Genomic DNA, 26,707 nt, shown 5'->3' on the forward strand with positions numbered 1-26,707 from the left:
TTTGATTGATAATTGAAAATGGACAATCTACATTCTCTATTGTCCATCTTCAATTATCCATTAATTTATTATTTCTTTATTCTGTTTAATATCTCAACATAAGCATCTTTAACATTTCCAAGGTCTCTTCTAAATCTATCTTTATCTAGCTTTTCTCCTGTAGTTGCATCCCAAAATCTACATGTATCTGGTGAAATTTCATCTGCTAATAGGATTTCTCCATTATACCTTCCAAACTCTAATTTAAAATCTATTAACCTTATATTTTGTTTTATAAAGAATTCTTTTAATAAATCATTTATTTTAGCTGTCACTTCATAAATCTTATTTAATTCTTCAAAGGTAGTTGCTCCAATTCCCACCGCATGATAATCATTTATTAATGGATCTCCTAGTGAATCATCTTTATATGATAATTCAAATACTGTAGTTTTAAGTTCAAAACCTTCATTTAAACCTAATCTCTTAGCCATTGATCCAGCTGCTACATTTCTAACTATTACTTCTAGTGGTACTATTTCAACCTTTTTACAAAGTTGTTCTCTTTCATTTAGCTTTTCTATAAAGTGAGTTTTGATTCCATTGTTCTTTAGCATTTCAAAAATCATTGATGTTATTGCATTATTTAAAGCACCCTTATCTTCAATTTGGCCTTTCTTTTCTCCATTAAATGCTGTTGCATCATCTTTGTAATAAACTATTACTTCATCAGCCTTATCTGTAGCGTATATTTTTTTTGCTTTTCCTTCATACATCATTTCTAACTTTTCCATTATAGATCTACTCCTTCTCCATTTTCTTCTATAAATTTATTTTTCATATCTATCCTAAATTTATTTAATTTTTCTCTTAAAGTACTATCTTTAATAGCAAGCATTTGAACTGCAAGCATTCCAGCATTATAACTGTTGTTAATTCCAACAGTTGCAACAGGAATTGACTTTGGCATTTGAACTATTGAAAACAAAGCATCTAATCCTTCAACTGCTCCCTTTATTGGAACTCCTATCACAGGCATAGTAGTTTGAGAAGCTATAACTCCAGGTAAATGAGCTGCAAGTCCAGCTCCTGCAATAACAACTTCACATCCATTTTCCTCAGCTTCCTTTAAAGTTTCCGTTAACTTTTCAGGAACTCTATGAGCTGATAACACATACGCTTTAAATTCAACTCCAAACTCCCTTAAGCAATTAGCAGCTCCCTTCATAACATCAGTATCAGATTTACTTCCAAAAAATATAGCTACCTTCATAAATAAACTCTCCTTTATCCATTAATCTTTATATTCTTTTAGCTTAGTCTGTGTTAGAGGAAAATATCTAACAGAGCCTTATTTTATCAGTCTTTCTTTATAGGAAACACCTTCTCACCTGCGTTCGAATGTGTAAGTTCGGCTGACTAAATCAAAGATTTAGAGCCTTACTTAAAGTACTTCACACCCGCTTTGAATATCTTTTGATCAAAGTCTCCTGGAATATTTTTATATAGATTTTCTCCTATTCTTTCTGAGTGACCCATTTTACCAAGGATTCTTCCATCTGGACTTGTTATTCCTTCTATACCTAGCATTGATCCATTTGGATTGAAAGGCATGTCCATAGATATTTCACCATTTAAGTCAACATATTGTGTTGCTATTTGTCCATTTTCTCTTAACTTATCTAATAAATCTTTTGGTGCTACGAATCTTCCTTCACCATGAGAAATTGCAACTGAATGAATATCTCCTACATTTACTTCACTAAACCAAGGTGATTTATTTGAAGTTATTTTAGTTCTAACTATTGAACTCATATGTCTATTGATTTCATTGTAAGTTAGTGTTGCCATATCTTCTTCTATATCTACAATTTCACCATAAGGAACTAATCCTAATTTTATTAAAGCTTGAAAGCCATTGCATATACCAAGGATTAAGCCATCTCTATTTTTTAATAAGTCCATTACAGCATCTTTAATTCTTTCATTTCTGAAAACTGTTGCTATAAACTTACCTGATCCATCTGGTTCATCTCCAGCAGAGAATCCTCCTGGTAACATAATTATTTGACTTTCTCTTATTGTGTTTTCCATTTTTAAAATTGATTCCTTTAATAATTCCTTGTTTATATTATTTAAAACAAGCTCTGAAACTTCTGCACCTTCATTATTGAAAGCTCTTGCACAATCATATTCACAGTTTGTACCTGGGAAGACTGGAATAAATACTTTTGGTTTTACAATTTTTATTATTGGTGTTTTTATTTCTTTTTTCTCATATAAAACTGTCTCAATTCTTTCATTTTTATCTTCTGTTTTAGTCTTAAATACCTTTGATAATTTCTCTTCTAATATATTTTCTAAATCTTCTATCTTAAAGTTAATATCATATTCCTTTGAAACTATAGCCCTATTTTCTGTTGTATTACCTATTACTTTATAAGCGCAACCATTGAATTCTTTATCTATTTCCACTTCATTTTTAACTTCTAAAACTAAGCTTCCATAATTAAGGCCAAATAATTCTTCTTTATTTACGCCTTCAAATTCTACCCCAATACGATTTCCTAAACTCATTTTAGTTAAGGCTTCTGCTAAGCCACCAAATTTTATTGATGATGCTGAAATTACTTTCCCATCTAAAATAAGCTTATGCAATGTTTCTAAATTCTTTTTATACTCATCTACTTTTAAAGTCATATCTTCATTTTTTTCTGCTATTAAAAGCAGGATTTTTGAATCTTTATTTTTAAATTCTGGTGATATAACATCCTTTGCTTTAATAACCCCAACAGCAAAAGCTACTAGTGATGGAGGTACATCTAAATCACCAAAAGTTCCTGACATTGAGTCTTTACCTCCAATTGCTGGTATTCCTAAATCTATTTGTGCTTGATATGCACCAAGTAATGCTGAAAAAGGTTTTCCCCATTTATTTTTATCTTTTCCTAATCTCTCAAAATACTCTTGTAATGTAAGTCTTACTTTTTTATAATTCCCACCCATAGCTGAAAGTTTTGTTATCGCCTCAATTACCGAATAATATGCCATATGATATGGACTCCACATTCCCATTTCAGGATTAAATCCATATGTCATTAATGTAGCATCTTTACTTTCACCATTTAGAACAGGTATTTTTGCTGCCATTCCTTCTGCTGGTGTAGTTTGATACTTACCTCCAAAAGGCATAAGCACTGTCCCTGCCCCTATAGTTGCATCAAACCTCTCAACTAACTCCTTTTGTGATGCTACATTTAAATTTCTTAAATTGTTAATCCATTCTTCTTTTACATCTACATCTGCTACATTGAATGGATAATTCTTTGGTAATTGTACTTCTACTTCTGTTCTTTGCCTTGCCCCATTTGTATCCAAAAATTCTCTTTTTAAATCTACTATCTTTGCTTTTCTCCAGAACATTCTAAGTCTTTCTGTATCTGTTACTTTAGCTACCCTTACTGCTTCTAAATTCTCTTTTGCTGCTAAGCTTATAAACTTTTCTTCATCCTCTTTATTAACTACAACAGCCATTCTTTCTTGAGATTCTGAAATTGCAATTTCTGTTCCATCTAATCCCTCATATTTCTTTGGAACTTTATCTAAATCTATATCTAATCCTCTTGTTAATTCCCCAATTGCAACTGAAACTCCACCTGCCCCAAAGTCATTACACCTTTTTATCATTATTGAAACTTCTGAATTTCTAAATAATCTTTGAATTTTCCTTTCTGTTGGTGGATTTCCCTTTTGAACTTCTGCTCCACATTCATTGATTGAATCTTCTGTATGTTCTTTAGATGATCCTGTTGCTCCACCTAATCCATCTCTTCCTGTTCTTCCACCTAAAAGTATTACAACATCTCCTGGCTTAGGTTCCTCTCTAACTATATTTTTCTTAGGTGCTGCTGCTATAACTGCTCCAATTTCCATTCTCTTTGCAATATAATTAGGATGATATATTTCTGAAACTTGTCCTGTTGCAAGTCCTATTTGATTTCCATATGAACTATATCCATGTGCTGCCCCTAAAGTTATAGTTCTTTGTGGAAGTTTTCCTTTTAATGTTTCTTCTATGCTAACTGTTGGATCTGCTGCCCCTGTAACTCTCATAGCTTGATATACATAAGTTCTTCCTGATAACGGGTCCCTAATAGACCCGCCAAGACATGTAGCTGCCCCACCAAAGGGTTCTATTTCAGTTGGATGATTATGTGTTTCATTTTTAAACATTACTAGGTATTCTTCAGTTCCGTTATTAGTTTCTATGTTTACCTTTATTGAACAAGCATTTATTTCATCGGATACATCTAAATCTTCTAATAGCCCTCTTTTTCTCATTTCCTTCATTGTTATAACAGCTATATCCATTAAGGTTTCATCTCTATTTGTTTCACCATAAACAAATTCTCTTGACTTTAAATATGCTTGATATGATTTAACTAAAGCTCTTGTATAAAGCCCCTCTTCTATATTTACTTTTTCTATTGCAGTTGAAAAAGTTGTGTGTCTACAATGATCTGACCAATATGTGTCTATAACCTTTATCTCTGTAATACTTGGATCTCTATTTTCATTTTTAAAATAATCTCTTATCAGCTTTATATCCTCTAAGCTCATAGCAAGCCCCATTTTGCTATGTAACTCTTTTATTTCTTCATTACTTTTACTTGTAAATCTATTTAATATTTTTATATCCTCTGGCTCTGGAAGTTTTGATGATAATTCTATGTTACCTATTTCTACCTCTCTAGAATCTACTGGATTTATATAATAATTTTTAATTTTTTCTACTTCATTCTTTGATAAATCACCTTTTAAAATTATTATTTTTGTCCATTTAACTTCTATTTTTTCTCCTGAAGTCAATAATTGATAACATTCTGAAGCTGAATCTGCTCTTTGATCATATTGTCCTGGTAAATACTCAACTCCAAAGGCAATTTCGTTATCCTTTACTTCAAATTTATTTTCATAAACATTGTCTACTGTTCTTTCTGAAAATATTGTATAAAGAGCTTTTTTATAATCTTCTTCCTTCATTTGCCCTAAAGTATATTTATTTACAAGCCTAACCTCTTCCAAAGAATTGATTGCTAAATTATTTTTAAAATCTTCAAGCAAACTTTTTCCTTCAACATTAAAGCCTCTTTTTTTCTCTACAAATACACATCTCACCTTCAACTTTCATACCTCCAAAGCAGTATTAGTCCCCATTTTAAAATACGAATATTTTTTTATTATTTATTCATATATTTCGTATTTATATTTTAAGGTTATCATTTAGATATATTTTTGTCAACTTTATATCAATATTTCTTTTTATAATTCGTTATATATCGAATTATATTATTGGTATCTAAAAATAATATTCGTATATATATTCTTAGTTATTCCGTTGGAATTTTAGGATCTGTTAGATATTTTGGTTGATATGATAGTTGCGTAAAAAATATAAGCGAACTTTTAGAATCTCATTCTTTCTGTAGTAAATATTGCATTAATAAGTTTTAATGTTTGAACATAGCGCGTTTTAAAGCTAATTAATAACATTTTAGCTATTAATTCTTTAATTAATTTTATTAATAAATGTTATTGAAATATTTTTTTTACACAAACTAATAGAGATTTAATTTAAGGTGGTGTTAATTATGAAAGGTAATTCCAAAGAAAATTTAGAAATAGCTTTAGATGAGCTTTGTTCATGCCAAACCCATCTAAATACTGCTTATTTACACGCAGAAAATGATCATAATAGAAATGAAATTCATACTGCACTTAAATCTATTGACAGTGCTATAGATTCTGCACAAAACACTTTAAACAAATTTAAGGATTAGGAGGAGATGCTTTTATGGGACATAAACCAAATGCAAAAAATGAATTGAACTTTGCTCTTTCTGACGTTACTCATGCTCAAAAATTATTGCATGATGCTATTAAATCTGTTGAAAAAGATGATAATAAACAACTTATTCAAGATACTTTATCTAATGTTAATGAAGCTCTACATGCAACTAGAACTTCAACTTATGGGTTTAAAGATTGAGAATAGAAATTCAAATTCTACTAATTAAATAGAATATTTATAGTAGCAAATTTGGAAACACCTCTTCACATACCTTCTGGGGTGTAAGTTTTAATAACTAAATCAAAGATTTAGAGCATAAATTAAAAAGACTGTAGGAAAACCTACAGTCTTTGCTAATTATCTTCTGTTGTTTTGATTTTTTCTTGCTCTTCTGCAATCCATACATCTTACTGGCTCGTTGTCGAATCCTTTTTCTTTGTAGAATTCTTGCTCTCCTACTGTGAATACGAATTCCTTACCGCAGTCTTTACACATTATTTTCTTATCTTCCATTTTAAATCCTCCATTCTAAAGACCAATATAATATCAACCAATCTCTACAATGGAGAAAGCTAATTTCTATTTAATCTTTAAACAAATATTTCTTAGTCTTACGACTTACTATAATATTTTATCATACATCTATTATTTTTTCTAGTGGTTTTTAATATATTAATTAATAATTTAACATTCATTTTTCGATATATATTAATATTTTTCAGCATATTATATTATGTTTATTTTATATGTATCTTCACATAAAAATAAAAGCTATAGGAAAACCTATAGCTTAAATTACAGATAACTATCTTCTGTTGTTTTGTGCTTTTCTTGCTCTTCTGCAATCCATGCATCTTACTGGCTCGTTATCGAATCCTTTTTCTTTGTAGAATTCTTGTTCTCCTACTGTGAATACGAATTCTGAACCACAATCTTTACATACTAATTTCTTATCTTCCATTTTAAATCCTCCATTCTAAAGACTATTCAAGTAACTACTAATCTCTATAACGGAGAATGTCATTATCTTTCAAAATCTTTAAACAAAATATTGTTAGTCTTATTGACTACTCATTTATAATAACATAGTTATTTTAAAAAAGCTACTCTTTTTTTAAAATAATTTTAATTTATTAAAAATAAAAAAATACCGGCAGTTTTAACCACCGGCAAAGAAACCTACGTAACCCTATTGGGTTATTCTTATTCTTATCATATTTATTTCTTTCTATTCTAAATTTCATAATAATCTCTGTTTATAAATTTTTATTATTTTTTTAATCTAAGCTTGTTCTTTCTAATAGTATATCTAATAATTCTTTTGAGGATTTTCCCCTTTTATTTATATGAAATTCTACTTCTTCTATTCTTTTATCCATTTTGTCTATAAATATTTTTGTTTTTTCATCATAGTTTTTTTCATTTTCAATTCTTGTATCCTCTAAGCTTAGTTTTATTATATCTAAAGCTTCTATTAGCTCTTTTCTGTAGTCCTCTTCTGTTTTACTATTATCTAAATTATTACTACTTTTAATTTCTAAATTTTCTGATCTATTAACACTATCTTCTTTTATATTATATATATAAAAGTTGTAATCATTTGGCTTTCCCATTAGATAATATCTTAAATTACCATTTTTCCTGAAATACTCCATAGAATTTGAATGCTGACAAAAATATATAGTTCTATTTTTTTCTATTAAGTCTGTAATAGCTTGAGAATGAAAAGCTATATTATTTTGCCTTGCATACTGAACTATGTCACCTGGTAATAGACTTTCATATATAGTATCCCAATTTTCTAGTGCATCTATTAGCTTATATTCTTTAAAGGCATAAGCTCTTTCGTATTCTTTACCAAAATGTAAAGCAAAGGGCTGGGCTGCTGTCCATGTAGATGTTCTATTAGGAAGGTTTTGAGAATAATAAAACCAGGATTTAATACTAGTGGCATTTGCTTTAGAACCTACAAACTCTAAACCACCAGCTCTTAAAACCTGTGATACAAAATTAGTACAATCTCCCCCTTCATTAACGTAGTTATAATATTTACTATTTGATGATGTGGCCCATTTTAAAGCATATTCTCTAGCTGCTTCCCTATTATAATTAATATTTTTACTTCCAGTTCCTAATGAACTTGCATCTGTACTAATTTTAAAAGTTTCTAGTATTAATAAAACTAATATAATTATTAGTTTTATTCTTTTTTTTATAAATATTTTCATATTTTACTTCTCCAAACTAATTTAAACTTCAATATATAGTCTTTGAAATAAAATTAAATTTATTATAGATTTCTGATTAATTTATATAGCAAAATAAGGTACTATCTTATTTATAGTACCTTATCCATAATTTAATATATTAACTTTTTAATTTCTAATACTAATTATCTTTCTTTAACATTTCACCTATAGCTGCGATGCTTCCAAGTGAAGATAAAGTCTCATTTGGTAATATAAGCTTATTAGCTGGGTTATTAGCCATTTCTTTAAGGGCTTCAACTTGCTTTAAAGCTATAACTGTTTCATTAGTACCTGATTCTATAATTGCTTGGTTTACTTTTCTTATAGCTTCTGCTTCTGCAATTGATATTTCTTCTATAGCTTTAGCTTTACCTTCTGCTTCAAGTAATTGAGATTCCTTTAAACCTTCAGCTCTTCTAATATTAGCTTCTTTTTCAGCTTCTGCTGCAAGGATTTTACCTCTCTTTTCCCCTTCAGCTTTCTCAATTTGAGATTGTCTTAAACCTTCTGCTTCAAGAATCATAGCTCTTTTATTTCTTTCTGCTTTCATTTGCTTTTCCATTGCTTCTTGAATTTCAGTTGGTGGAATTATATTTTTAATTTCAACTGAAAGTATCTTAATACCATATGCATCAGTAACTTCATCTATTATACTTAAAAGATCTTGATTTATTTTATCTCTTCCAGATAATATTTCATCTAAACTCATATTACCAAGAATATTTCTCATATTAGTTGTTGCTGAATAAACTATACCTGATCTAAAGTCTTCAATATTATATACAGCATCTCTTGCATTTAATAATTTGTAGAATATAACATTATCTACTGATATTTTAACATTATCCTTTGTAATAACTGATTGAGGTGGTACGTCTAAAATTTGTTGTTTTGTTGAAACTTTCTTTCTAACAAAATCTGCAAAAGGAATTAAAAAATGCCATCCTGGTTCTAAAGTCTTATGATATTGACCAAATCTTTCTACTACATATAAGTATCCTGTGTTAACAATTTTAATTGTTGATAAAATCACTATTAGTACAAAAAGTATTACTACCCCTGTAATTATTAGTCCTATTAAACCCATCTAAATTTCCTCCTCTTTTTTTATCATTAATTTAATACCTTCTATTCCTATAATCTTAAAACTTTCATTTTGCTTTATTTCTTCTCCTGAGTTTTGTACAGTCCAGTATATTCCGTCAACTTTTATTTTGGCTCTGTCTTTAATGTCTTCTTTTGCTTTAATAACTCTTCCTATATAGTTCTCTTCCATTAACGGTGTACGTTTAACTCCAACCTTAAACTTTCGTTTTGCCCATGGATAACCTACAGATACAGTTATTAAGTTTACAACTAAGAAAAGTACTGCTTGCACCCCAAAAGATACTCCTAATAAATCTGCTATCATAGCTGCAAATGCTCCAACTGCAAACCAAGCAAACAAGAAATTACTAGTTGCTATATCTATAGCAATTACTGCAGCAGCAACTATAATCCAAAAAATTACTGCATTCATTATTTCCCCCTCCTTTATTTCTAATAGCATTATAACATATTTTAACAAAAATTAAAATTTTGTTAACTTATGAATTGATTATACTATACTGCTCACTCCTTTACAATGTCTTTTAAATCTTTTTATGTAGTATTTTATAACTTATTTTATCTTTAAATTCATCTTCCTTCTATTATCATTGATTTTCTATAGTTTTCCTTTTATTATTATTTATATATCTAAAATTTAATTAAAATGCCTAAACTATTTTTAACCAAATGAATTTAAAAAGGAAAAAGAGTTAAAATAACTTATATACAAGATTATTATTAGCTTAATATAGATTGGAGAGATTTTATGGATTTTATAAAGGTTGCAGCAGCATGTCCAGTAACCCGTGTAGCTGATGTTGATTATAACTTAGAAAATATATTTATTTGTTTAGATGAGGCACATAAGAATGGAGCTAAGTCAATAGTTTTTCCTGAATTATGTATCACCTCCTATACCTGCAGTGATTTATTTATGCAATTTAGTTTGTTAGATAAAGCTAATTCTGCCATAGAAAAGCTTATTGAAAAAAGTAAAGGCTTAGATATGCTAATTGCAGTTGGAGCTCCTTTAAACTTTAAAAATGCTTTATTTAATTGTGCTTACATAATTTTTGATGGAAAGATTCTTGGAATAGTTCCTAAATCATACATACCAAACTACAGTGAATTTTATGAAAAACGTTGGTTTAGTGAAGGTCTTGGAATAATTGATGAGAAAGTAGATTTTTCTTTTCAAAAAGATGTTCCTTTTGGAACTAACTTAATATTCACTTCTGGAAATTTTAGATTTGCCTTTGAGGTTTGTGAAGATCTTTGGGTTACAATTCCCCCTAGCTCTTACCTTTCACTTCTTGGTGCAAATATAATAGGAAACCTTTCTGCTTCCAATGAGCTCGTAAGTAAGAAAGATTATAGAGAGGCACTTATTTCTAATCAAAGTGCTAGATGTATGTCAGCTTATATTTATTCTTCTGCTGGAGTACATGAATCAACTACTGACTTATTATTTAGTGGTCATATGATAATTTCTGAAAATGGAACTTTACTTAAAGAAAATGAAAGATTCCAAAGAGATAATGAAGTAATATACTCATGTATAGATGTATTTAAACTAAATAGTGAAAGACTTAAGAATATAAGCTATAGAGATGCTTCAAGGATACTTCCATTTGAAGCTGAAAATATTAACTTTAATTATAAAGACACTAAACTATCTAACTTTGATAGATTTGTGGATAAGCATCCTTTTGTTCCTTCTAATGCAAAAGTTAGAGAAGAAAGATGTAAAGAAATATTTAATATCCAAGCTTCTGCTCTTGCAAAAAGAATGGAACATACAGGATTAAAGAAAGCAGTTATAGGTATTTCTGGAGGTCTAGACTCTACCTTAGCTTTATTAGTAGTAGTTAAAACCTTTGAATTATTAGGGTTAGATAATAAAAATATAGTTACAATAACTATGCCTGGATTTGGTACTACTGATAGAACTTATAACAATGCTTTAACTTTATGCAAGGAATTAGGTTGTGATTTAAGAGAAATAAATATAGTTAAAGCTTCTCTTCAACATTTTGAAGATATAGGTCATGATAAAAATATTCATGATGTTACATATGAAAATGTTCAAGCAAGAGAAAGAACTCAAATTCTTATGGATTTAGCTAATAAAGAAGGTGGTTTATTAATTGGTACAGGAGACCTTTCTGAACTAGCTCTTGGTTGGTGTACTTATAATGGAGATCATATGAGTATGTATTCAGTTAATCCATCAATACCAAAAACTCTTGTTAGATATTTAGTTAGATATGTTGCTGAAAAAGAATCTAATTCTCAGGTTTCAGATACTCTTTTAGATATATTAGATACTCCAGTTAGTCCTGAGCTTTTACCTAAGAGTGAAAAAGGTGAAATAACTCAAAAAACTGAGGACATAGTTGGACCTTATGAATTACATGACTTCTTCTTATATCATTTCATTAAAAATGGATCTTCAAAAGAAAGAATCCAAATGCTTGCAGAACAAGCATTTAAAGATGATTATACTTCTGAAGAAATAAGAAAATGGCTTGATAAATTTATATATAGATTCTTTACTCAACAATTTAAGAGAAGTGCTCTTCCAGATGGCCCTAAGGTTGGTAGTATATCATTGAGTCCTCGTGGTGATTGGAGAATGCCTTCTGATGCTTCTTTTAACTCTTTTAAATAAAAGAAAGATATTGTATTCCAAGTAGTCAGTATCATTTCATTGGGAGTTTTTATAATTCTATTTATTCAAAACACCTAAATTACTATAACTCGCATTCGCTCAAACAATAGTAATTCTTAACGGCATTTTGAAACATAGAATTATAAAACTCCAACAGTTCATGATAATACTACTTTCCATACAATATCTTTCTTTTTTATATAAACCGAATTTGCATCAATTAACTTTTACATAGTTAAACTTATTTAAATTTTCTAAAATTTCTATAACTCGCATTCGCTCAGACAATAGAAATTCTTAATGAGAAATGATTAAAAGCTGTAATTTAGTATTGCAATGTACGAAATAATAGCTTTTTTATATAAGTTTATTTATAGTAACCTTAAAATTATAATTTTTTTAATTTTAAGGTCTTACAAATGGCTTAAAACTGTAATTTTTTATTTTATCGTGAAAATTCTATTTAGCGAATAATTCTGGTCATTTTAATGCAACATTATTATCTTAATAACTTCTCTAATTATTCTTTTATCCAAATTCCTAAATCAAAATCTAATCCAAGCTTCACTTTTATATTAGCTATACCTACACTTGTAAGCCTTGCGTTACATAGTTGTGAATTATTCCACATATTAGATATAAGCGATAACTCTTTATCTCGGTATCCACCCTTATACACTAAAAAGCAATTAATTTACATAAAATCATAATTTGTATAAAATTTATAAACATGGAAATTTAATATTTTCTAAGATTGTGCCTTATACTATAAATCCTTCTTAAGTATAGCGTCTTCAATTCTACTTGCTTCATCATGAAATGCCATCTCACGTGATAAATATTCAGGCCTCGCTCTTTTATCATGACTCATTGTAGTTAGAACCTGGTAATCTTTATCTATAGTAGAAATATTAACTTATATACCTATTTTATATTATTTAAGATTTAAGATCTAATATCTATAAATATAATTAAGTTATAAAAATACTAATTAAATTAATTTTTAATATTTGAAACTTTTATATTAAAATCCTAGTCTAATTTACAAACATGCATGTTATCATTAATTTAACTAAATAAGGAGAAAATTATGGATGGTGTAGCTACTATGAAAATAAAATTATTTAATTTTACTAAAAATAAAGAAATTGTCCTAGTAAAGAAGGCTATAAAAGGTGATAAAGATTCACTTGCTATACTTATAAAGGAAAATAAGGAGGATTTATATAAAATAGCTTATAGTTATGTGAAAAATAAAGACGATGCAATTGATATAATGCAAGAATGTAGTTATAAAGCGATGTTATATATATCAAAACTTAAGAATCCTGAGTATTTTAAAACTTGGATTACAAAAATAGTGATAAATTGTAGCATTGATTCGCTTAAAGTTAAAAACAACGAATTATATTTTGAAGATGGCATTGAGTCTACAGTTGAACATAAATCAATATCCACTGATGAAAAATTAGATTTGCATAATGCAATAGACTTACTTGGAGAAAAATATAGGACTGCTATTATTTTAAAGTACTTTAGAGAAATGAGTATAGAGAATATTTCAGATGTTATGGATATACCACAAAACACGGTTAAAACATATTTAAAAAGGGGAAAAGAAAGCTTAAGTAAGATATTAAAGGAGGACTATTTAAATGAATAAAAAAGATAGATTTAATATAGATATTCCCGAAACACTAGATATAGAAATAGATAAAGGTATAAATAAAGGTTATAAAGAAATACAGAGTAAAAAGGCGTATAAAAGAAATTTAATAACAGGTCTCGCAGCTGCTGGCATTGTGATTTTTATTACATTTGGAATTGCAAATCCAACATTTGCAGCTAAACTGCCTATTGTAGGAAATGTATTTAAAGCAATTGAAAAAACTTTGATATATCCTAGCGAATATTCTAAGTATGCTACATCAATTAATGAAACTGTAACCAATAATGGTGTAAGTATAACTTTGTCAGATATATTATGCGATGGTGAAGGATTATACGTAACTTATATTGTTGAAAGCGAAAAACCATTCAAACACACTTCATGGGGAGATGCTCCATTAACAATGACTCAAATGTTGACTAGAGGTAGTTTAGCTAATGTTAGTTTTTCAGATGAAGAACTTGATGACTCTGGTATAGCAGGATTACAAGGGAAATTTATAGATGAAAGAACTTTTATTGGAATGCAACGCTATCGATTAAAATCTCTTAATAAAGAAATACCAGATTCCTTTAACTTTAAGGTTAAATTAACCTCAGTAGGAACTAAAGATCTAACAGTAAATGAAGATGATGATTACAGAAAAGGTGAATGGGCCTTTAATGTACCAGTCAAAGTTGATAAATTATTAAGTAAAACATTTGATATAAACTATAAAGGTGAAAATGGTTATTCCATAGACTCTATTTTAATTACTCCATTTACTATTATAGTAAATAGTAGTAATCCTAATGAAAATTCTAAGTCAAACATTAAAGCTTTTGATGAAGCAAATAATGAGATACCAATAGAAAGTGGCAGATATTTAAAAGATAGTAACGGAAGTTTTAATAGCAACAAAATTTCTACTTCGTTCCATTATGATACTAGTAACTTGAAAAATATTAGAATCGTACTTTATAAAAGTGATTCAGACGATATTGGTAAGATAGTTACAGAGAATACAACTGAAATCTTACTAGAAAAAATAATAAGTTTAGAATAGATAAATATAAAAAAGACATAGAACTTACTATTTAGTAGGTAGTTCTATGTCTTTTATTTCATTCTTAATTTAAATTGTATTATTTCTTTTCATGTGCCTAATTAGTGTATATAATAATCTTTCTTATTATATACAAAGCTAGAAGCTCCAAGTGAAATTAATATAATAACAAAACCAATTATTATATGCTTAACTTCATATAGTTTAGATGTGGAAAGTATTAAGAATATAGTTGATGAATTTAAGGAAAGAATATCTAATGTTGAAAGTCAAATAGAATATTTAAGAGCTAATAATGAATTAGATAAATATACTTATGAATATGCCCTATATAATAATGTGTATACACCAAAAGTATTCTTTAATAATATAGATGAAACAATTGACTATGTTAAAAGAACAATTTAACTCCCTAAGCTTGAAAAAAATAGGATTAGGTAAGTGAAATATAAATAAAATTTAATATTGAAGCAAGAATATATTCTAATGATTCTTATAATTTTAATACTGGATATGAGGATGATAAGAAAGATTTAGAAAAATATAAATTAATATATATTTACTAAGTCGCCTTAAGTTGTTCACCATAGAATAAATTTTGCGTTATTAAAAACAGCTTAAGAATTTTTTCTATTCAACTGTAAAATTATTTAAGTGAAAGTGCACTATTATAGGTGTTATAATTAAGTTGACAATTAGTCTATATGATTTAGATTACTTAAACCTTTCTATGTTTCTTACTTTTGAATGAATTATGCTACCGCAATCTTTGCAAATAGTATGCTCAATAGAACTCCCCATTTTAAATCCAAATGGCTGTGGATAAATGCTTCCTTGTGCCACCTGATAACCTTTAGCAAAATTTGTGGATTCACAATAAGGACATTTCTCTATTTTTATCTCTTTCATAAAAATTCCTCCTTTCAGTATTATTAGAATTACAAAATAAAAAATACCTCATATTCACTTTTGAATAATACAATACTTCCATAAATTAAATATTTAGTTTTATTTTGGTTATACTTTAAAATTATTAAATAAACCCATCTCGAATCTCTTAGACAAAAATTTATAGTATTGAAACTTGTAATATCATTTGCTGTATAATATAATTTAATTCACGAAATGATAATCATATTCAATCACTATCACTTTAAATCAAAGGAGATTATTAATGGAAAGTATAAATAAGTTTCAAAGTTTTACTATTTTCGTGATGGTTTTATTAGGAATTCTACTAGGTCAAATAAGTCTGATACAAACTTATTCAGAATATTTAATAATACCATCATTAACAATAATGTTATTTTTAGTATTTATACAAGTGCCTTTAAGGGAAATAGGAAATTCATTTAAAAATATAAAGTTCACATTAACATCAATTATCATAAATTTTGTGTGGACACCAATAATAGTATTTATCTTAGGTAGATTATTTTTAAATAATCATCCAGAACTTTTAATAGGCTTTATTATGCTTATAGTAACTCCCTGCACAGATTGGTATTTAATATTTACTGGAATTGCCAAGGGAAATGTAGCTTTAGGTTCTTCTATCCTTCCTTTAAATATAATACTTCAATTACTTTTATTACCAGTGTATATATTATTGATAGCTGGAACTAGTGTAGATATAAATGTTATAAGCTTGGGTAAAGGAGTTATCTTTAGTTTAATGATCCCTCTATTGTGCTCAATAGTCGCTAGAAAACTTATTATAAATAAAATAGGTGATAGTGTATTTGAAGATAAACTACTTCCTAAAGCGTGTGATTATCAAGGATATTTTTTAAATATAGCCATTATATCTATGTTTGCTTCGCAGGGAAAAGTCTTGCTAGAAAATTATCAAGTATTATTTATTTTATTAGTACCAATATTGATATTCTTTATACTTAACTTTATAGTTGGAAGATTAGTAGGTAAGGCTATTAAACTGAATTACCAAGATAGTGTTTCTTTAAGTTTAACTACTCTCGCTAGGAACTCTCCTATAGCATTAGCAATTGCTGTTGCATCATTTCCAGATAAGCCTTTAATTTCATTAGCTCTTATAATCGGGCCACTGATAGAGTTACCAGTACTATTTTTAATATCCAAAATTTTATTAGGCATAAAATTAAAACAAGAATCATATCAGTATAATTAATGTTTAAGTATATTGTTCGTAGTTTAGTATGATAAGATAAATTTATCATACTAAACTTTTTTTCTAAGAAACAGATGTTTTAATGAATACCTTAAATTATAATAAAATTTAGTTCACAATATAATCATTAAATATAGTATTATACATTAAAATCTATTCGTTTATCTGCTCTAGAATCACTCTTCTTTTACAAAAACCATACTTTTTATAAAACTCTAATACATTTTCATTACCTTCTGCTACTCCGATTATTTTTGTTTTTGCTTGTTTGCTATCTAGCCATTCTAATGACATATTCATTAATTTATCTCCTAAACCGTATTTACGATACTCTTTCTCAATAAAAAGAGAATCAACCTCTCCGATTAATTCTTTATCTATTGTGCTTATGCAATAGCCAATATATATGCCATTTTCTAAGTCTTTAATTAAATCTATTTTAACCTCTAAATTATTATTCTTTATAAACTTATTTTTTCTATCTTCAAATTTGAAATTTTTGAAGATATCGTAAAAATAGGTTGAGTTAACTTCATGATGTTTATTTAATTTTTCCCATAAAGGTTGTACTAAATCAAGTAGCTCTATACTCCCATTTATAAATTCAAAACTATTCATCTTAACCTCTCTTTCATTGTGTAATAAATACTTACTGAAAAATATCCATTAAATTATTAGTATAACTTAGCCATATTATTCATCAATATACTTACCATCACGATATATAGAATTTTTTTTTAATTTCTTCTACCTGAAATCCATTTTCTCATATTATTATCTTACCATCTTTAGGGCTTTCATCAAGTTCAAATAACATATAATTTGTTTCTTTATCTAATGCTAATAACATTTTTAACATATTATCTGCATCTTTCATTTCACATTTACGAATGTTCATTATAAGGTCTACCTTTAAATTTGTTAATTATGTTTATTTCACATTATAAGATAATTGCTCATTGATTTTTACTCTCTATCAAAAAAATTAAGTTTCTAAACTCCAATCATTTGTTTGATATTCTCCTAATGTTCCTTTAAACACAACTTCACCTTTATCATTAAACAATATATATTCAAAGGCTTTTGCGCTATATCCTGAATATTGAGTTTCTCTATCAAAATTTAACTCTTCACTTATAAATAAAGTTTTTTCTTCTTTTGGATGTGCTTTAAATTCATTTTCTAAAGTAATATAATCTTCCTTTACATACTCTTTTACTAAGGATGGTGCCTTAATTTTTATGTGCAACTTTTGTGTATCATTGCTACAATTTACTATATCTATTCTTCCATTTATAGTGAGTTTATCCTTATTTCCATGAAAGTTCACTAAAGTTTTTTCTCTATCAAGATATATCGAATTTAAATCCTTAGAAAATCCTTTATAAAATTGAATACAATAAACCCACATTACAGGAAAAATACTCATTAATGCTACTGTTACAATAACTCTTCTAAACGTTGTCTTAATTATAGAGTTTTCTTCTATTTCATTAAGTTGTTTTAAACAATAATATATTCCCACCATAACGATTAACCCAGCATAATAAATTCCCCAACCATTACCCCTAATAGGTTTAAATATTCTTTCAGTAAATATTTCTGGTACATTATTGCTATTTCCCATTAACACAAACATTATTGCTAATCCTAAATAACAAAGTATTCTTCTTTGTATTTTAGATAACTTATCCAAAATTCTCCTCCCTCTGATTATCTATCAATCTTTCCATATTTATTAATTTTATATATAGTTCTAGCTAGTCCTACTACCAAAATTGAAACCTAAGCAAATTTATACTGTTAGAATATAAAATTTAATAATGTAAAAAAAATCACATATAACAATTAATAACTAAGTTCTGACATAGATATTAATCTTATCATAACTAAGGAACTGCCTTAAAATTTTTATTAACTTATTATAGTCACTATAATCAAAGTACATATAGCTTTCTCCCCTAGAATGAAGATATACTAATTTAATTTTATTATTATGCTTTAATAACTTAACACTATTAATTTTACTCCATTTACATGAATCACCTTTAATACCTGATAAGCCTTTTTGAGTAATTCCTTTACGCATAAATGATAACACTAAAAATAAAGCTGTATATATTATTCCATATATTAATTCATGAGTGTCTGTATGTTTTAAAAAAGTAGTTACTAATATAGAAACTGATGCTATCCACATAAAAGCACGATATATTCTATTAATTGAAGCCTTAATCAAATAATACTGTTGTCCAATTAATGCTATAAGAATTAAAGCACAAAGCAATACTATTTGAAAATAATCACTAAGATTCATAAGATTTTCACTACTCCTTAAAAAGTTTATATTATAATGAAATACTCTAATATTAAGTTTTATTAATTAAGTTTCAATAAGTTCAAGTTATAATTAATTTTTTCTCTTACTAAAAATATAAGTAACAAAAAAACCTCTATCATCTTCATTTTCTATATACTTAATTAAATCAAATGACTTCTTTATATATTGAAAATCAGTTGGTTGAATTAAATCTTCTTTTCTAATTCTAGAATCAACTTTATGATTATGCCCAAACCCACAAACAAATAAAATTCCATTCTCAGTTATATGATTTTCTATATTTTTAAATTGATCCTTGTTTAATCTATAGTGATTAATTAATATATTATCAAATATACCTATATCATTTAATGAATCCGCTACACTTAAATCAATTTGTTTTGTGTTTATTAAATAATTATTTCTTTTAGCAAACCTACTTAAACGCTCAAGTGCCTCACTACTAAAATCAACTCCTATTACTTTAAAGTCATTTTTAAGTAAAAACAAAGCATTTCTTCCATCACCACATGCTATATCAAGAGCAGAACCCCTTTTAAAATATATAATGTTTTCAACTAATGATTGTTCTGGATTTAATGGATTATCACTTCTATTTGCAAATTTATCATCCCAAAATTCCTTATTTCCCATGTACCTCATTTTAAATTCTCTCCTAAAATTTTATTACCCACACAGCATAATACAATTATAAACTAATAATCCATTAAATTACATATTTTTCTTGATATTGTACTATTTGATAATTAAATATCATATTTAATTATCTAATTCACAATAACTTTAAATTAAACATTATTATATAGGATATATTACTTATGTAGTTCTCTCATTTATTATTTAAATATAAAATACCGTCTATTCATTTTTGAATAATACGGTATTTTAATTAATATTCTATATAATTAAGTCTAATATTTATCTTTTTCCAAAAATGTAGTTATCTTTACATTCCAACAAAAGTAGCCGATCCATTATCTCCATTATAAGGCGGAGCTCCTTTAACAGTTACATAACAAATTATTAGTTTATATTCTTCTCCTTTAGGAATATCTTGACTAAAGGTTAATACAAATGTTTTTGCTGAACCATCTTTTGAATTAATTTTAACTAATTTGTCAGTAAGCGAATTAGTTTCATTAACCTTATCATTTTTACCAAGAGTAGCTATATGTTCTGGTTTAACATTCTTTGTATCTTGAACCCAGTAATTAGTTGCTTTTGTTCCTAGATCCATATCCACATCCATATCATAGCTTATTTGAATTTGATTAGGTGAAATCTGCTGTAGTCTTACAAGCTGTGGAATATCGAATTCTCTATTATTCTCAGCACTTAAATAAGTATTAGAAAGCTCCACAACAGATTTAGCACTTACTTCACTTACCCCAAATAACTGCATTGTAATTACAGTACATAAAATTAAAAAACAACTTAAATATTTTTTCATAATTACCTCCTGATTATATCTAATTATTGTTGCAAAATTATCTTTCCCAAAATTCATTAGATATATTAATCTAGAATAATTTATTCAATACCCAATTATTCAATTTTCAAAGATCATATTCTATTAGCTAGTTCTCAATAATTTCAAATTAAACATTCTTATATAGAGTAGATTACTTATCTATTACACTCATTTATTATTTAAATATAAAAAATACCGCATATTCATTTGAATAATACGGTATTTTAAGCAATTTAATATTTAATTAATCTTTGTATATTTGTGCCATCTATGAGGTAAAACATAAAACAAAGATAAGACTAGAATTAAAATAAAAATATGCAATATGAGTTTTAATTTAAAATTACTCAAAGTAACGTAATCAAATCCAATAATAGATATAAAAACAACTAATCCAGTATATATTCCCATATATATATTGGGTTTGGGTTTATAAACAGAGTTACATTGTTGGCACTTCAAATATCCTTTCAAATTTAACATGCTTTTTAGTCTATCATGAAACGTGAACTTATGATTGCATTCAATACAATTTCTCATAATAATCTTCTCCTCAAATTACTTATTAACCTTGTTGTTACCTTCTTCAAATGCTTTCCTAGTTGTATTTCCTGATTTTGCATTAAAATCTATTTGTAGATATTTTTTATCAATTATATCTTTCTCACTATTTCCCTCTCATTTCTTCTATAATAAGATTACCCATAATATATTGATATTGTGTATTTAAATTATAAAAAATTTAATATTGAAGCATTTCTTCTACATCACACCCGTTTAATGAGTATAAAGTAATATTTTCCCAAATATCACATATGCTTTTATTCTTAAATACTTTTGCATTTAAAAAGTCCTCTAAGCAATCATAATCATAGCCTTGTGAACCATCTTCAACTAATCCATACCAGTAAATTTCTTTATTCACATTATTCTTATCTGGCATTTTCCCCATCCAACAATCTTCATATTCTACATCATTATCAATACAAAAGTTAATTTCAATACAAGAATTATTTTTTAATACATCTTCACTTAATACTTTTACTAAATCTTGTAGCTTAATTTTTACCAATACTGTCACTCCTTAAAATATATTTAATGTTCCTTTATCCCAAAGCCTATCCACCTTCCATCAATATCTTCAATAACAAATCCCGTATCCATACAGATTTCTATTTGTAATTACTTCTTGTCCATCTGATTTAGTTAAAATAAATAGCCTCTATAAATGATTTTTCATTATATTTTTATCATCTTACAACATTTAGCCATAATTTCGTCAAGCAATTCTTCATCAATATCTTTAATTGAAAGTAATGGTTTGGGTTCACCATAATATTCGTCAACACTTTTCTCAAACCAAGTAACATCATGCCACTTTCCAAATTTATAACCAGTATTATGATATACTCCTAGTTTCTTAAAACTAAAATACTCATGTAATTTCTCACTATTTTTATTTGGATATGTAACTCCTCCATATATATTTTGAATATTTTGTAGTTTAGATATTTCAATAAGAGTACTATAAAGAGCTTTTCCCATTCCACAATGTAAATATGAATTATCAATATAAACGGATAATTCAACATTCCATTGATAAGCAGCTCTTTCCTTATATCTATATGAATAAGCATATCCAATTATCTTTTCATCTAAAGTGCAAACTAGATAAGGATAATCTAATGATATTTTTCTAATACGATTTTTGAATTCATTGATTGTTGGTATTTCATATTCAAAAGTTATAACTGTATCATTTATATATGGTGCATATACTCTTAATATTTCTTCTGCATCATTTTCATTTGCCATCCTCATTTTAATATCCATCATTATGTTTTATTATCCTCCTTAAAATCTAAATAATTTCTTATTTATGATTAGAATAAGTAAATTTATCTGAATTTCTCTAGCCTATAATTCCTCTCATCATCTAACTCTTCTAAACCATTTTTATAGTTATACCCCATTTTTTTATAAAATTCACATGCAGTAATTGATGCCGGTATTTCTATTCTTTTTGCTCTTAGAAAATACTCATCACTTTCTAAGGTTTCTATTATAGATTTGCCTATCCCTCTCCCCTGCAATTCTGGTAAAACAAATATAGTTAATAATATACTTTCCTCTTCTCTTCCCCAGAAACTTGAAATGGCACCACATCCAACAACTTCATTATCTATGCAAGCAACATACATATGAGCATAACTAGATATCTCTAATACTTTATTAGTATCATAAATTTGTGATAAAGCTTCCATTTCTTCTTTAGAATAATCTTTTATGTTTACTTCTAAAAAATTTCTGCAAATTATTTTTGATACAATAGCTGCATCATTATCATTGAATCTTCTTATATTTAAACTTTCCATAGTACTCCTTATTCTTCTATAAAGGTTAATAAAAATAAATATTTATTTTTCCTCACAATATGTTAAGATTGTTCATCTAATATAGTTATAATTTTTTTCCCATCATAACCATACCATTATAAGATTTTAGTCCTCTATTATTATAAAAGCCCTCTGTTCCATCCTCTCTTGAAGTAAATAAAATTATTTCTGTAACTCCTCTATTTTTTAATCGGTTCTCAAACTCTTTTAAAAGTATTGTTCCAATACCATTATTACGCATTTCATTCTTAATACAAAATTCCTTAATATTAAACATTAATCCGTTAAAAAACTGTTCTTCACTACCTAATATCATCCCTACAACCATTTCTTCTTTATATGCAATAAGTCCATAAAAACCTTCACAATTTATCATTTGGTATAACCTTTTAGATGCAGTTTCAATTGTCCACTCGTCATTCCATGGTGGAGAATTAAATGTTTCAACATACATACTTGAAAGTATTTTTATATCTTCTATTGTTATTTCTTTAAATTCCATTTTCCCTCCTAATTATTTAACTAAATTTACTCGGTATATACAGGCTGAATTACTTATTTTTAAGAAATAAATTAATTCTAGATAAAATGCATATAGTCTTTTGAAATAAATAGGGAGTACTCTGTAAGCACTCTCTTATAGTTGAACAGCCATTCTAACTTCTTTATAAGTTTCTCCACCAAATTCATATTCAAATACTTCTATTTTTTTAAATCCATTCTTTTCATACAAGCCAATTGCAACAGTGTTATCAACTTCAGCACTTGTATAAAGCTTTATATGTCCATATTTTTTGATAAAAAACTCTATAAACTTTTGTAACGCTACCTTTCCAATTCCTTGATTTTGAAACTTTTCATCTATCATAAATCTACTCATTGACCAGCCATTAATTTCATCATCAAAATCATATAAAATAAAACCAACCATCTCATTATTTTTATAAATTCCTAATGGATATAAATTTGGCTCATATGCTGATTGAACTAAAGAAAAAATATTTGATGCAACAAATCTTTTTTGTTCTTCACTTATTTTTAATTCTATACATTGATTATAATTACTTCTATCTATTACTCTAAATTCTATATTCATTTTTAATATATTCTCCTAATACTATCTTAAATTATTTATATTTTATATACCCTTTTCTTTCAGAAAGTGTTTGCAATAAAAAATTTATACTCCACAAGCTTATCTACTTATTTTTAATTGATTTGTAAATATAAAAAGCAATAGCTCCAAATAAAACCATTAATTCTATTGGTAAAAAAGCCATAGATAGATTTTTATTATTTCCGCTAATAGAAGTAAATTGTTTTAATTGAATATAAAAAAATATTAATACTAATTCAACATTAAGCACTCTCATGAAAGTAGTTGCCATATTATATTGCTTCTCTTTGTTTACTGGGGTTATTTTTACTGCATAATTATATATTTGTGGATATTTTGCTAAAAAATACAATCCTATATATAATATTATTACTATAGACAATAGAAAAAATATCGTATTTTTAGAGCCGTATCCATCTATTTCTCCTCGAGCATTATAGTGAATTGGTACAATATCTGGTGCATTCAACCAATACATAAAGGTAATTATAACTAAAGCCAAAATTAATATAATTCCTATAATATCAAGTATTTTGTTAATATTTTTATACTTTCCACTGCTCTCCCACTTACGCATTTCTATCATCTCCTGAGTTTAGTACATTTAGATTACTACCAAATTTATTAACTTTAAAGTAATTTACTTTGTACAATTAAGTTCTCTTTTAAAATAAAACCAAGTACCATCTACATCGGATAATTCCCAGCCATCTTTTCCAAGTAAGTTTAATTTTTCTGAAATTTCGTTGTTATATTTACTTTTATCAGTCTTAATTATGCTTTTTAATTCTATTTGTATTTGTTCGATTCTATATTCATATTGCTTCATATGATATTTTCTCCTTGTAAATTATATAATATTAGATTATATCACCAACATCCAAATTATTCCACCCGTATTATCTTAGAATTGTTGATAATATATTTTAAAATACTTAGGGAGATCATATAAAAATTAAAAATAACGAGATAAAAAAGATTTTATATATTTTCTCTTATTTATACTTTTGTTAAGTGACTAAAATAAAAAAATTAACTTAAGATAATAAGATAATATAAGGATTTATCCTATTATTTTAAGTTAATTCTTTATACTGAAGCTTTTACGTAGTTTTTATAAAATCTTTTATATTTATTAATTTTCTATTCTGGATTTTCTATTTATAACTCTTAGTAAAGTTAAAATTGCACCAATTAAACATATAAATCCTATACCAGTAAATACAAATCTCATTGCATATATAAATACATCTGCTCTACCTTCTATATATCCTACGACATGATATCCCATTTTGCTACTCATCATACTGTATAAAAGACTTGTTGAAAGTGCTATCCCTGTTGTTGTTCCTATATTTCTAACTAACCCATTTATACTTCCAGCTATACCTAGCTTTGTTTTATCAACTGTTGACATTATTAATGAATTATTTGGTGATTGGAATATTCCACTTCCTAATGAAAGTAGTCCGACTACTATAGCCACTACTAATAATGAAGTATTTTCTGTAAGTATAGTCAATGAGAATATACCAAATGTCAATATGGACAACCCTAAAAAGGATATTCTTTCACTCCCAATTTTATCTGAAAGATATCCACTTAAAGGTGCAACTATAGCTAATATAATAGGGGAAACTGTCATCATAAGTCCAGCTGCACTTGGAGTAAGCTTTAATACATCTTGATAATAAAATGGTAAAATTATATTTATTGCTCCTATAGAAACAAAAGAAGTGAATCCACAAAATATACTTAATGAAAATAATTTATTTTTAAATATACTTATATCTAACATAGGGTTTTCTATTTTTTTCTCTATCTTTATAAATATAAATAGTAATAAACATGAAATAATAAAAGCTCCTATAATTATAGGATTTGTATATCCTATACTTTGCCCAAAGTTTATAGAGGTAAACAGTAATATAACTGAAATCATAAATAATATAGTTCCTTTTATATCAAATGGAACTTTTTCTTTAACCTTTTTAAAGTTTAATACCTTAATTACTCCAATATAAACTAAAATTCCTATTGGTATATTTATTAAAAATATATATTTCCATGGTGCCACTGATACTATAAGACCTCCTAATGTAGGTCCTACCATAGTTCCTAAAGCCACTGCGGTTCCAGTCATTCCAAGGGCTCTACCTCTTTCATTAGGAGGAAATGTTTCTGTAATTATTCCTTGATTAGTTGCCATTGCGGCTCCTGCACCTATTGCTTGAACTATTCTAGATAATATAAGCATTGAGAGGCTATTAGATATCCCACAAAGAAGAGATCCTAAAGTAAAAACCCCAATTCCAATTTTAAATACTTTACTTTTACCAATTATATCTCCAAATCTACCAAATAATAAAATAGTTGCACATATAGTTATTAAATAACTTGTAACTACCCATTCTATTCCAGCCATTGTTGTTCCAAGTTCCCTAGCCATAGTTGGCAAAGCTACGTTTACTATACTACTATCAAGGGTAGTCATAAATGTCATAGGTAACACCGTTAATAATATTGCCCACTCTTTTTTTATCTTCATATTGTCCATCTCCTAGTCTATCTTTTGTATCCTATCATTATATAATACTCCTAGTTTTAAAAATTGAAAATACATATAGAAAAACGTAGGATTCCTCCTACGTCATTCTTACGAAATTATCTTTAAATTTTG

General features: G+C 27.2%; 31 protein-coding genes. 7 read left to right on the top strand and 24 right to left on the bottom strand.

All coding sequences use genetic code 11. The annotated features are described in order from the left end of the window. Positions 1–68: 68 nt before the first annotated feature. The 3 genes from purC to ACH36K_RS15420 all read right to left on the bottom strand — a co-directional run bounded on the left by purC (position 69) and on the right by ACH36K_RS15420 (position 5,163). Complete coding sequence (purC, locus tag ACH36K_RS15410) at positions 69–773, bottom strand: phosphoribosylaminoimidazolesuccinocarboxamide synthase (protein WP_411168491.1); 705 nt, start codon at positions 771–773, stop codon at positions 69–71. After that, positions 773–1,252, bottom strand: coding sequence for a 5-(carboxyamino)imidazole ribonucleotide mutase (gene purE, locus ACH36K_RS15415; protein ID WP_411168492.1), 480 nt, complete (start codon positions 1,250–1,252; stop codon positions 773–775). Before purE ends, purC begins: the two co-directional genes overlap by 1 nt. 167 nt (positions 1,253–1,419) lie before the next feature. Continuing rightward, positions 1,420–5,163, bottom strand: a complete 3,744-nt coding sequence (locus tag ACH36K_RS15420) for a phosphoribosylformylglycinamidine synthase (protein WP_411168493.1) — start codon at positions 5,161–5,163, stop codon at positions 1,420–1,422. A gap of 467 nt (positions 5,164–5,630) precedes the next feature. Here ACH36K_RS15420 and ACH36K_RS15425 point away from each other — a divergent pair, with 467 nt between their 5' ends. Further along, a complete protein-coding gene (locus tag ACH36K_RS15425) occupies positions 5,631–5,819 on the top strand; it encodes a hypothetical protein (RefSeq protein ID WP_322459218.1) in 189 nt (62 codons plus the stop codon). Between the two features lie 14 nt (positions 5,820–5,833). After that, positions 5,834–6,028, top strand: a complete 195-nt coding sequence (locus ACH36K_RS15430) for a hypothetical protein (RefSeq protein WP_322459217.1) — start codon at positions 5,834–5,836, stop codon at positions 6,026–6,028. Between the two features lie 159 nt (positions 6,029–6,187). Here the strand turns inward: ACH36K_RS15430 and ACH36K_RS15435 are convergent, their stop codons facing one another. From ACH36K_RS15435 to ACH36K_RS15455, 5 genes are all read right to left on the bottom strand, one after another. Then, positions 6,188–6,343: a zinc-ribbon domain-containing protein gene (locus ACH36K_RS15435; protein ID WP_411168494.1), complete on the bottom strand. Its 156-nt coding sequence runs from the start codon at positions 6,341–6,343 to the stop codon at positions 6,188–6,190. Between the two features lie 292 nt (positions 6,344–6,635). Beyond that, positions 6,636–6,791: a zinc-ribbon domain-containing protein gene (locus ACH36K_RS15440; protein WP_195263398.1), complete on the bottom strand. Its 156-nt coding sequence runs from the start codon at positions 6,789–6,791 to the stop codon at positions 6,636–6,638. Positions 6,792–7,107: 316 nt separating this feature from the next. After that, positions 7,108–8,058 carry an amidase domain-containing protein gene (locus tag ACH36K_RS15445; RefSeq protein ID WP_411168495.1) on the bottom strand — a complete coding sequence of 317 codons (951 nt, stop codon included), beginning with the start codon at positions 8,056–8,058 and terminating at the stop codon, positions 7,108–7,110. A 160-nt stretch (positions 8,059–8,218) separates the two neighbouring features. Beyond that, positions 8,219–9,166 (bottom strand): SPFH domain-containing protein, encoded by a 948-nt coding sequence (locus tag ACH36K_RS15450; RefSeq protein WP_411168496.1) that lies wholly within the window; start codon positions 9,164–9,166, stop codon positions 8,219–8,221. Next, complete coding sequence (locus tag ACH36K_RS15455; RefSeq protein ID WP_322545449.1) at positions 9,167–9,598, bottom strand: NfeD family protein; 432 nt, start codon at positions 9,596–9,598, stop codon at positions 9,167–9,169. 336 nt (positions 9,599–9,934) lie between these two features. On the opposite strand from ACH36K_RS15455, the gene ACH36K_RS15460 reads away from it, so the two are divergent. The 4 genes from ACH36K_RS15460 (at position 9,935) to ACH36K_RS15475 (ending at position 14,961) form a co-directional block, all read left to right on the top strand. Then, the gene (locus ACH36K_RS15460; protein WP_411168497.1) at positions 9,935–11,839 is read left to right on the top strand and encodes an NAD(+) synthase; all 1,905 of its coding nucleotides are present in this window, start codon (positions 9,935–9,937) and stop codon (positions 11,837–11,839) included. Between the two features lie 1,090 nt (positions 11,840–12,929). Next, on the top strand, positions 12,930–13,502 hold the full coding sequence (locus ACH36K_RS15465; RefSeq protein ID WP_411168498.1) for a sigma-70 family RNA polymerase sigma factor: 573 nt from the start codon (positions 12,930–12,932) through the stop codon (positions 13,500–13,502). Continuing rightward, entirely contained in the window at positions 13,495–14,553 is a 1,059-nt protein-coding gene (locus ACH36K_RS15470; protein ID WP_411168499.1) for a DUF4179 domain-containing protein, read from the top strand. Before ACH36K_RS15465 ends, ACH36K_RS15470 begins: the two co-directional genes overlap by 8 nt. A 210-nt stretch (positions 14,554–14,763) precedes the next feature. Further along, entirely contained in the window at positions 14,764–14,961 is a 198-nt protein-coding gene (locus ACH36K_RS15475) for a hypothetical protein (protein WP_411168500.1), read from the top strand. A gap of 306 nt (positions 14,962–15,267) precedes the next feature. Here the strand turns inward: ACH36K_RS15475 and ACH36K_RS15480 are convergent, their stop codons facing one another. After that, positions 15,268–15,462: a hypothetical protein gene (locus ACH36K_RS15480; protein ID WP_411168501.1), complete on the bottom strand. Its 195-nt coding sequence runs from the start codon at positions 15,460–15,462 to the stop codon at positions 15,268–15,270. A 265-nt stretch (positions 15,463–15,727) separates the two neighbouring features. On the opposite strand from ACH36K_RS15480, the gene ACH36K_RS15485 reads away from it, so the two are divergent. After that, the gene (locus tag ACH36K_RS15485) at positions 15,728–16,702 is read left to right on the top strand and encodes an arsenic resistance protein (protein WP_411168502.1); all 975 of its coding nucleotides are present in this window, start codon (positions 15,728–15,730) and stop codon (positions 16,700–16,702) included. Between the two features lie 153 nt (positions 16,703–16,855). Here the strand turns inward: ACH36K_RS15485 and ACH36K_RS15490 are convergent, their stop codons facing one another. The 15 genes from ACH36K_RS15490 to ACH36K_RS15560 all read right to left on the bottom strand — a co-directional run bounded on the left by ACH36K_RS15490 (position 16,856) and on the right by ACH36K_RS15560 (position 26,575). Then, positions 16,856–17,320, bottom strand: coding sequence for a GNAT family N-acetyltransferase (locus tag ACH36K_RS15490; protein ID WP_411168503.1), 465 nt, complete (start codon positions 17,318–17,320; stop codon positions 16,856–16,858). 148 nt (positions 17,321–17,468) lie between these two features. Continuing rightward, positions 17,469–17,600: a hypothetical protein gene (locus ACH36K_RS15495; protein WP_411168504.1), complete on the bottom strand. Its 132-nt coding sequence runs from the start codon at positions 17,598–17,600 to the stop codon at positions 17,469–17,471. A gap of 87 nt (positions 17,601–17,687) precedes the next feature. Further along, a complete protein-coding gene (locus tag ACH36K_RS15500) occupies positions 17,688–18,398 on the bottom strand; it encodes a hypothetical protein (protein ID WP_411168505.1) in 711 nt (236 codons plus the stop codon). Between the two features lie 159 nt (positions 18,399–18,557). Then, positions 18,558–19,019 carry a hypothetical protein gene (locus ACH36K_RS15505; RefSeq protein ID WP_411168506.1) on the bottom strand — a complete coding sequence of 154 codons (462 nt, stop codon included), beginning with the start codon at positions 19,017–19,019 and terminating at the stop codon, positions 18,558–18,560. Between the two features lie 93 nt (positions 19,020–19,112). Next, positions 19,113–19,685: a class I SAM-dependent methyltransferase gene (locus ACH36K_RS15510; RefSeq protein ID WP_411168507.1), complete on the bottom strand. Its 573-nt coding sequence runs from the start codon at positions 19,683–19,685 to the stop codon at positions 19,113–19,115. A 304-nt stretch (positions 19,686–19,989) separates the two neighbouring features. Beyond that, the gene (locus tag ACH36K_RS15515) at positions 19,990–20,493 is read right to left on the bottom strand and encodes a hypothetical protein (RefSeq protein WP_411168508.1); all 504 of its coding nucleotides are present in this window, start codon (positions 20,491–20,493) and stop codon (positions 19,990–19,992) included. Positions 20,494–20,754: 261 nt separating this feature from the next. Then, positions 20,755–21,054, bottom strand: a complete 300-nt coding sequence (locus ACH36K_RS15520) for a TIGR04104 family putative zinc finger protein (protein WP_411168509.1) — start codon at positions 21,052–21,054, stop codon at positions 20,755–20,757. 202 nt (positions 21,055–21,256) lie between these two features. Continuing rightward, positions 21,257–21,586 carry a hypothetical protein gene (locus tag ACH36K_RS15525; protein WP_411168510.1) on the bottom strand — a complete coding sequence of 110 codons (330 nt, stop codon included), beginning with the start codon at positions 21,584–21,586 and terminating at the stop codon, positions 21,257–21,259. 167 nt (positions 21,587–21,753) lie between these two features. Next, complete coding sequence (locus tag ACH36K_RS15530; RefSeq protein WP_411168511.1) at positions 21,754–22,350, bottom strand: GNAT family N-acetyltransferase; 597 nt, start codon at positions 22,348–22,350, stop codon at positions 21,754–21,756. A gap of 62 nt (positions 22,351–22,412) precedes the next feature. Beyond that, a complete protein-coding gene (locus ACH36K_RS15535; protein WP_411168512.1) occupies positions 22,413–22,889 on the bottom strand; it encodes a GNAT family N-acetyltransferase in 477 nt (158 codons plus the stop codon). A gap of 85 nt (positions 22,890–22,974) precedes the next feature. Beyond that, positions 22,975–23,412, bottom strand: coding sequence for a GNAT family N-acetyltransferase (locus ACH36K_RS15540; protein WP_411168513.1), 438 nt, complete (start codon positions 23,410–23,412; stop codon positions 22,975–22,977). Positions 23,413–23,547: 135 nt separating this feature from the next. After that, the gene (locus ACH36K_RS15545) at positions 23,548–24,006 is read right to left on the bottom strand and encodes a GNAT family N-acetyltransferase (protein WP_411168514.1); all 459 of its coding nucleotides are present in this window, start codon (positions 24,004–24,006) and stop codon (positions 23,548–23,550) included. A 103-nt stretch (positions 24,007–24,109) separates the two neighbouring features. Next, on the bottom strand, positions 24,110–24,604 hold the full coding sequence (locus ACH36K_RS15550; RefSeq protein WP_411168515.1) for a DUF1648 domain-containing protein: 495 nt from the start codon (positions 24,602–24,604) through the stop codon (positions 24,110–24,112). A gap of 63 nt (positions 24,605–24,667) precedes the next feature. Next, a complete protein-coding gene (locus ACH36K_RS15555; protein WP_322546194.1) occupies positions 24,668–24,856 on the bottom strand; it encodes a hypothetical protein in 189 nt (62 codons plus the stop codon). Between the two features lie 306 nt (positions 24,857–25,162). Then, positions 25,163–26,575 carry an MFS transporter gene (locus tag ACH36K_RS15560; RefSeq protein WP_411168516.1) on the bottom strand — a complete coding sequence of 471 codons (1,413 nt, stop codon included), beginning with the start codon at positions 26,573–26,575 and terminating at the stop codon, positions 25,163–25,165. Between the last annotated feature and the right edge of the window lie 132 nt (positions 26,576–26,707).

The organism is Clostridium sp. MB05 (assembly GCF_046581255.1).
Classification (GTDB): domain Bacteria; phylum Bacillota; class Clostridia; order Clostridiales; family Clostridiaceae; genus Clostridium.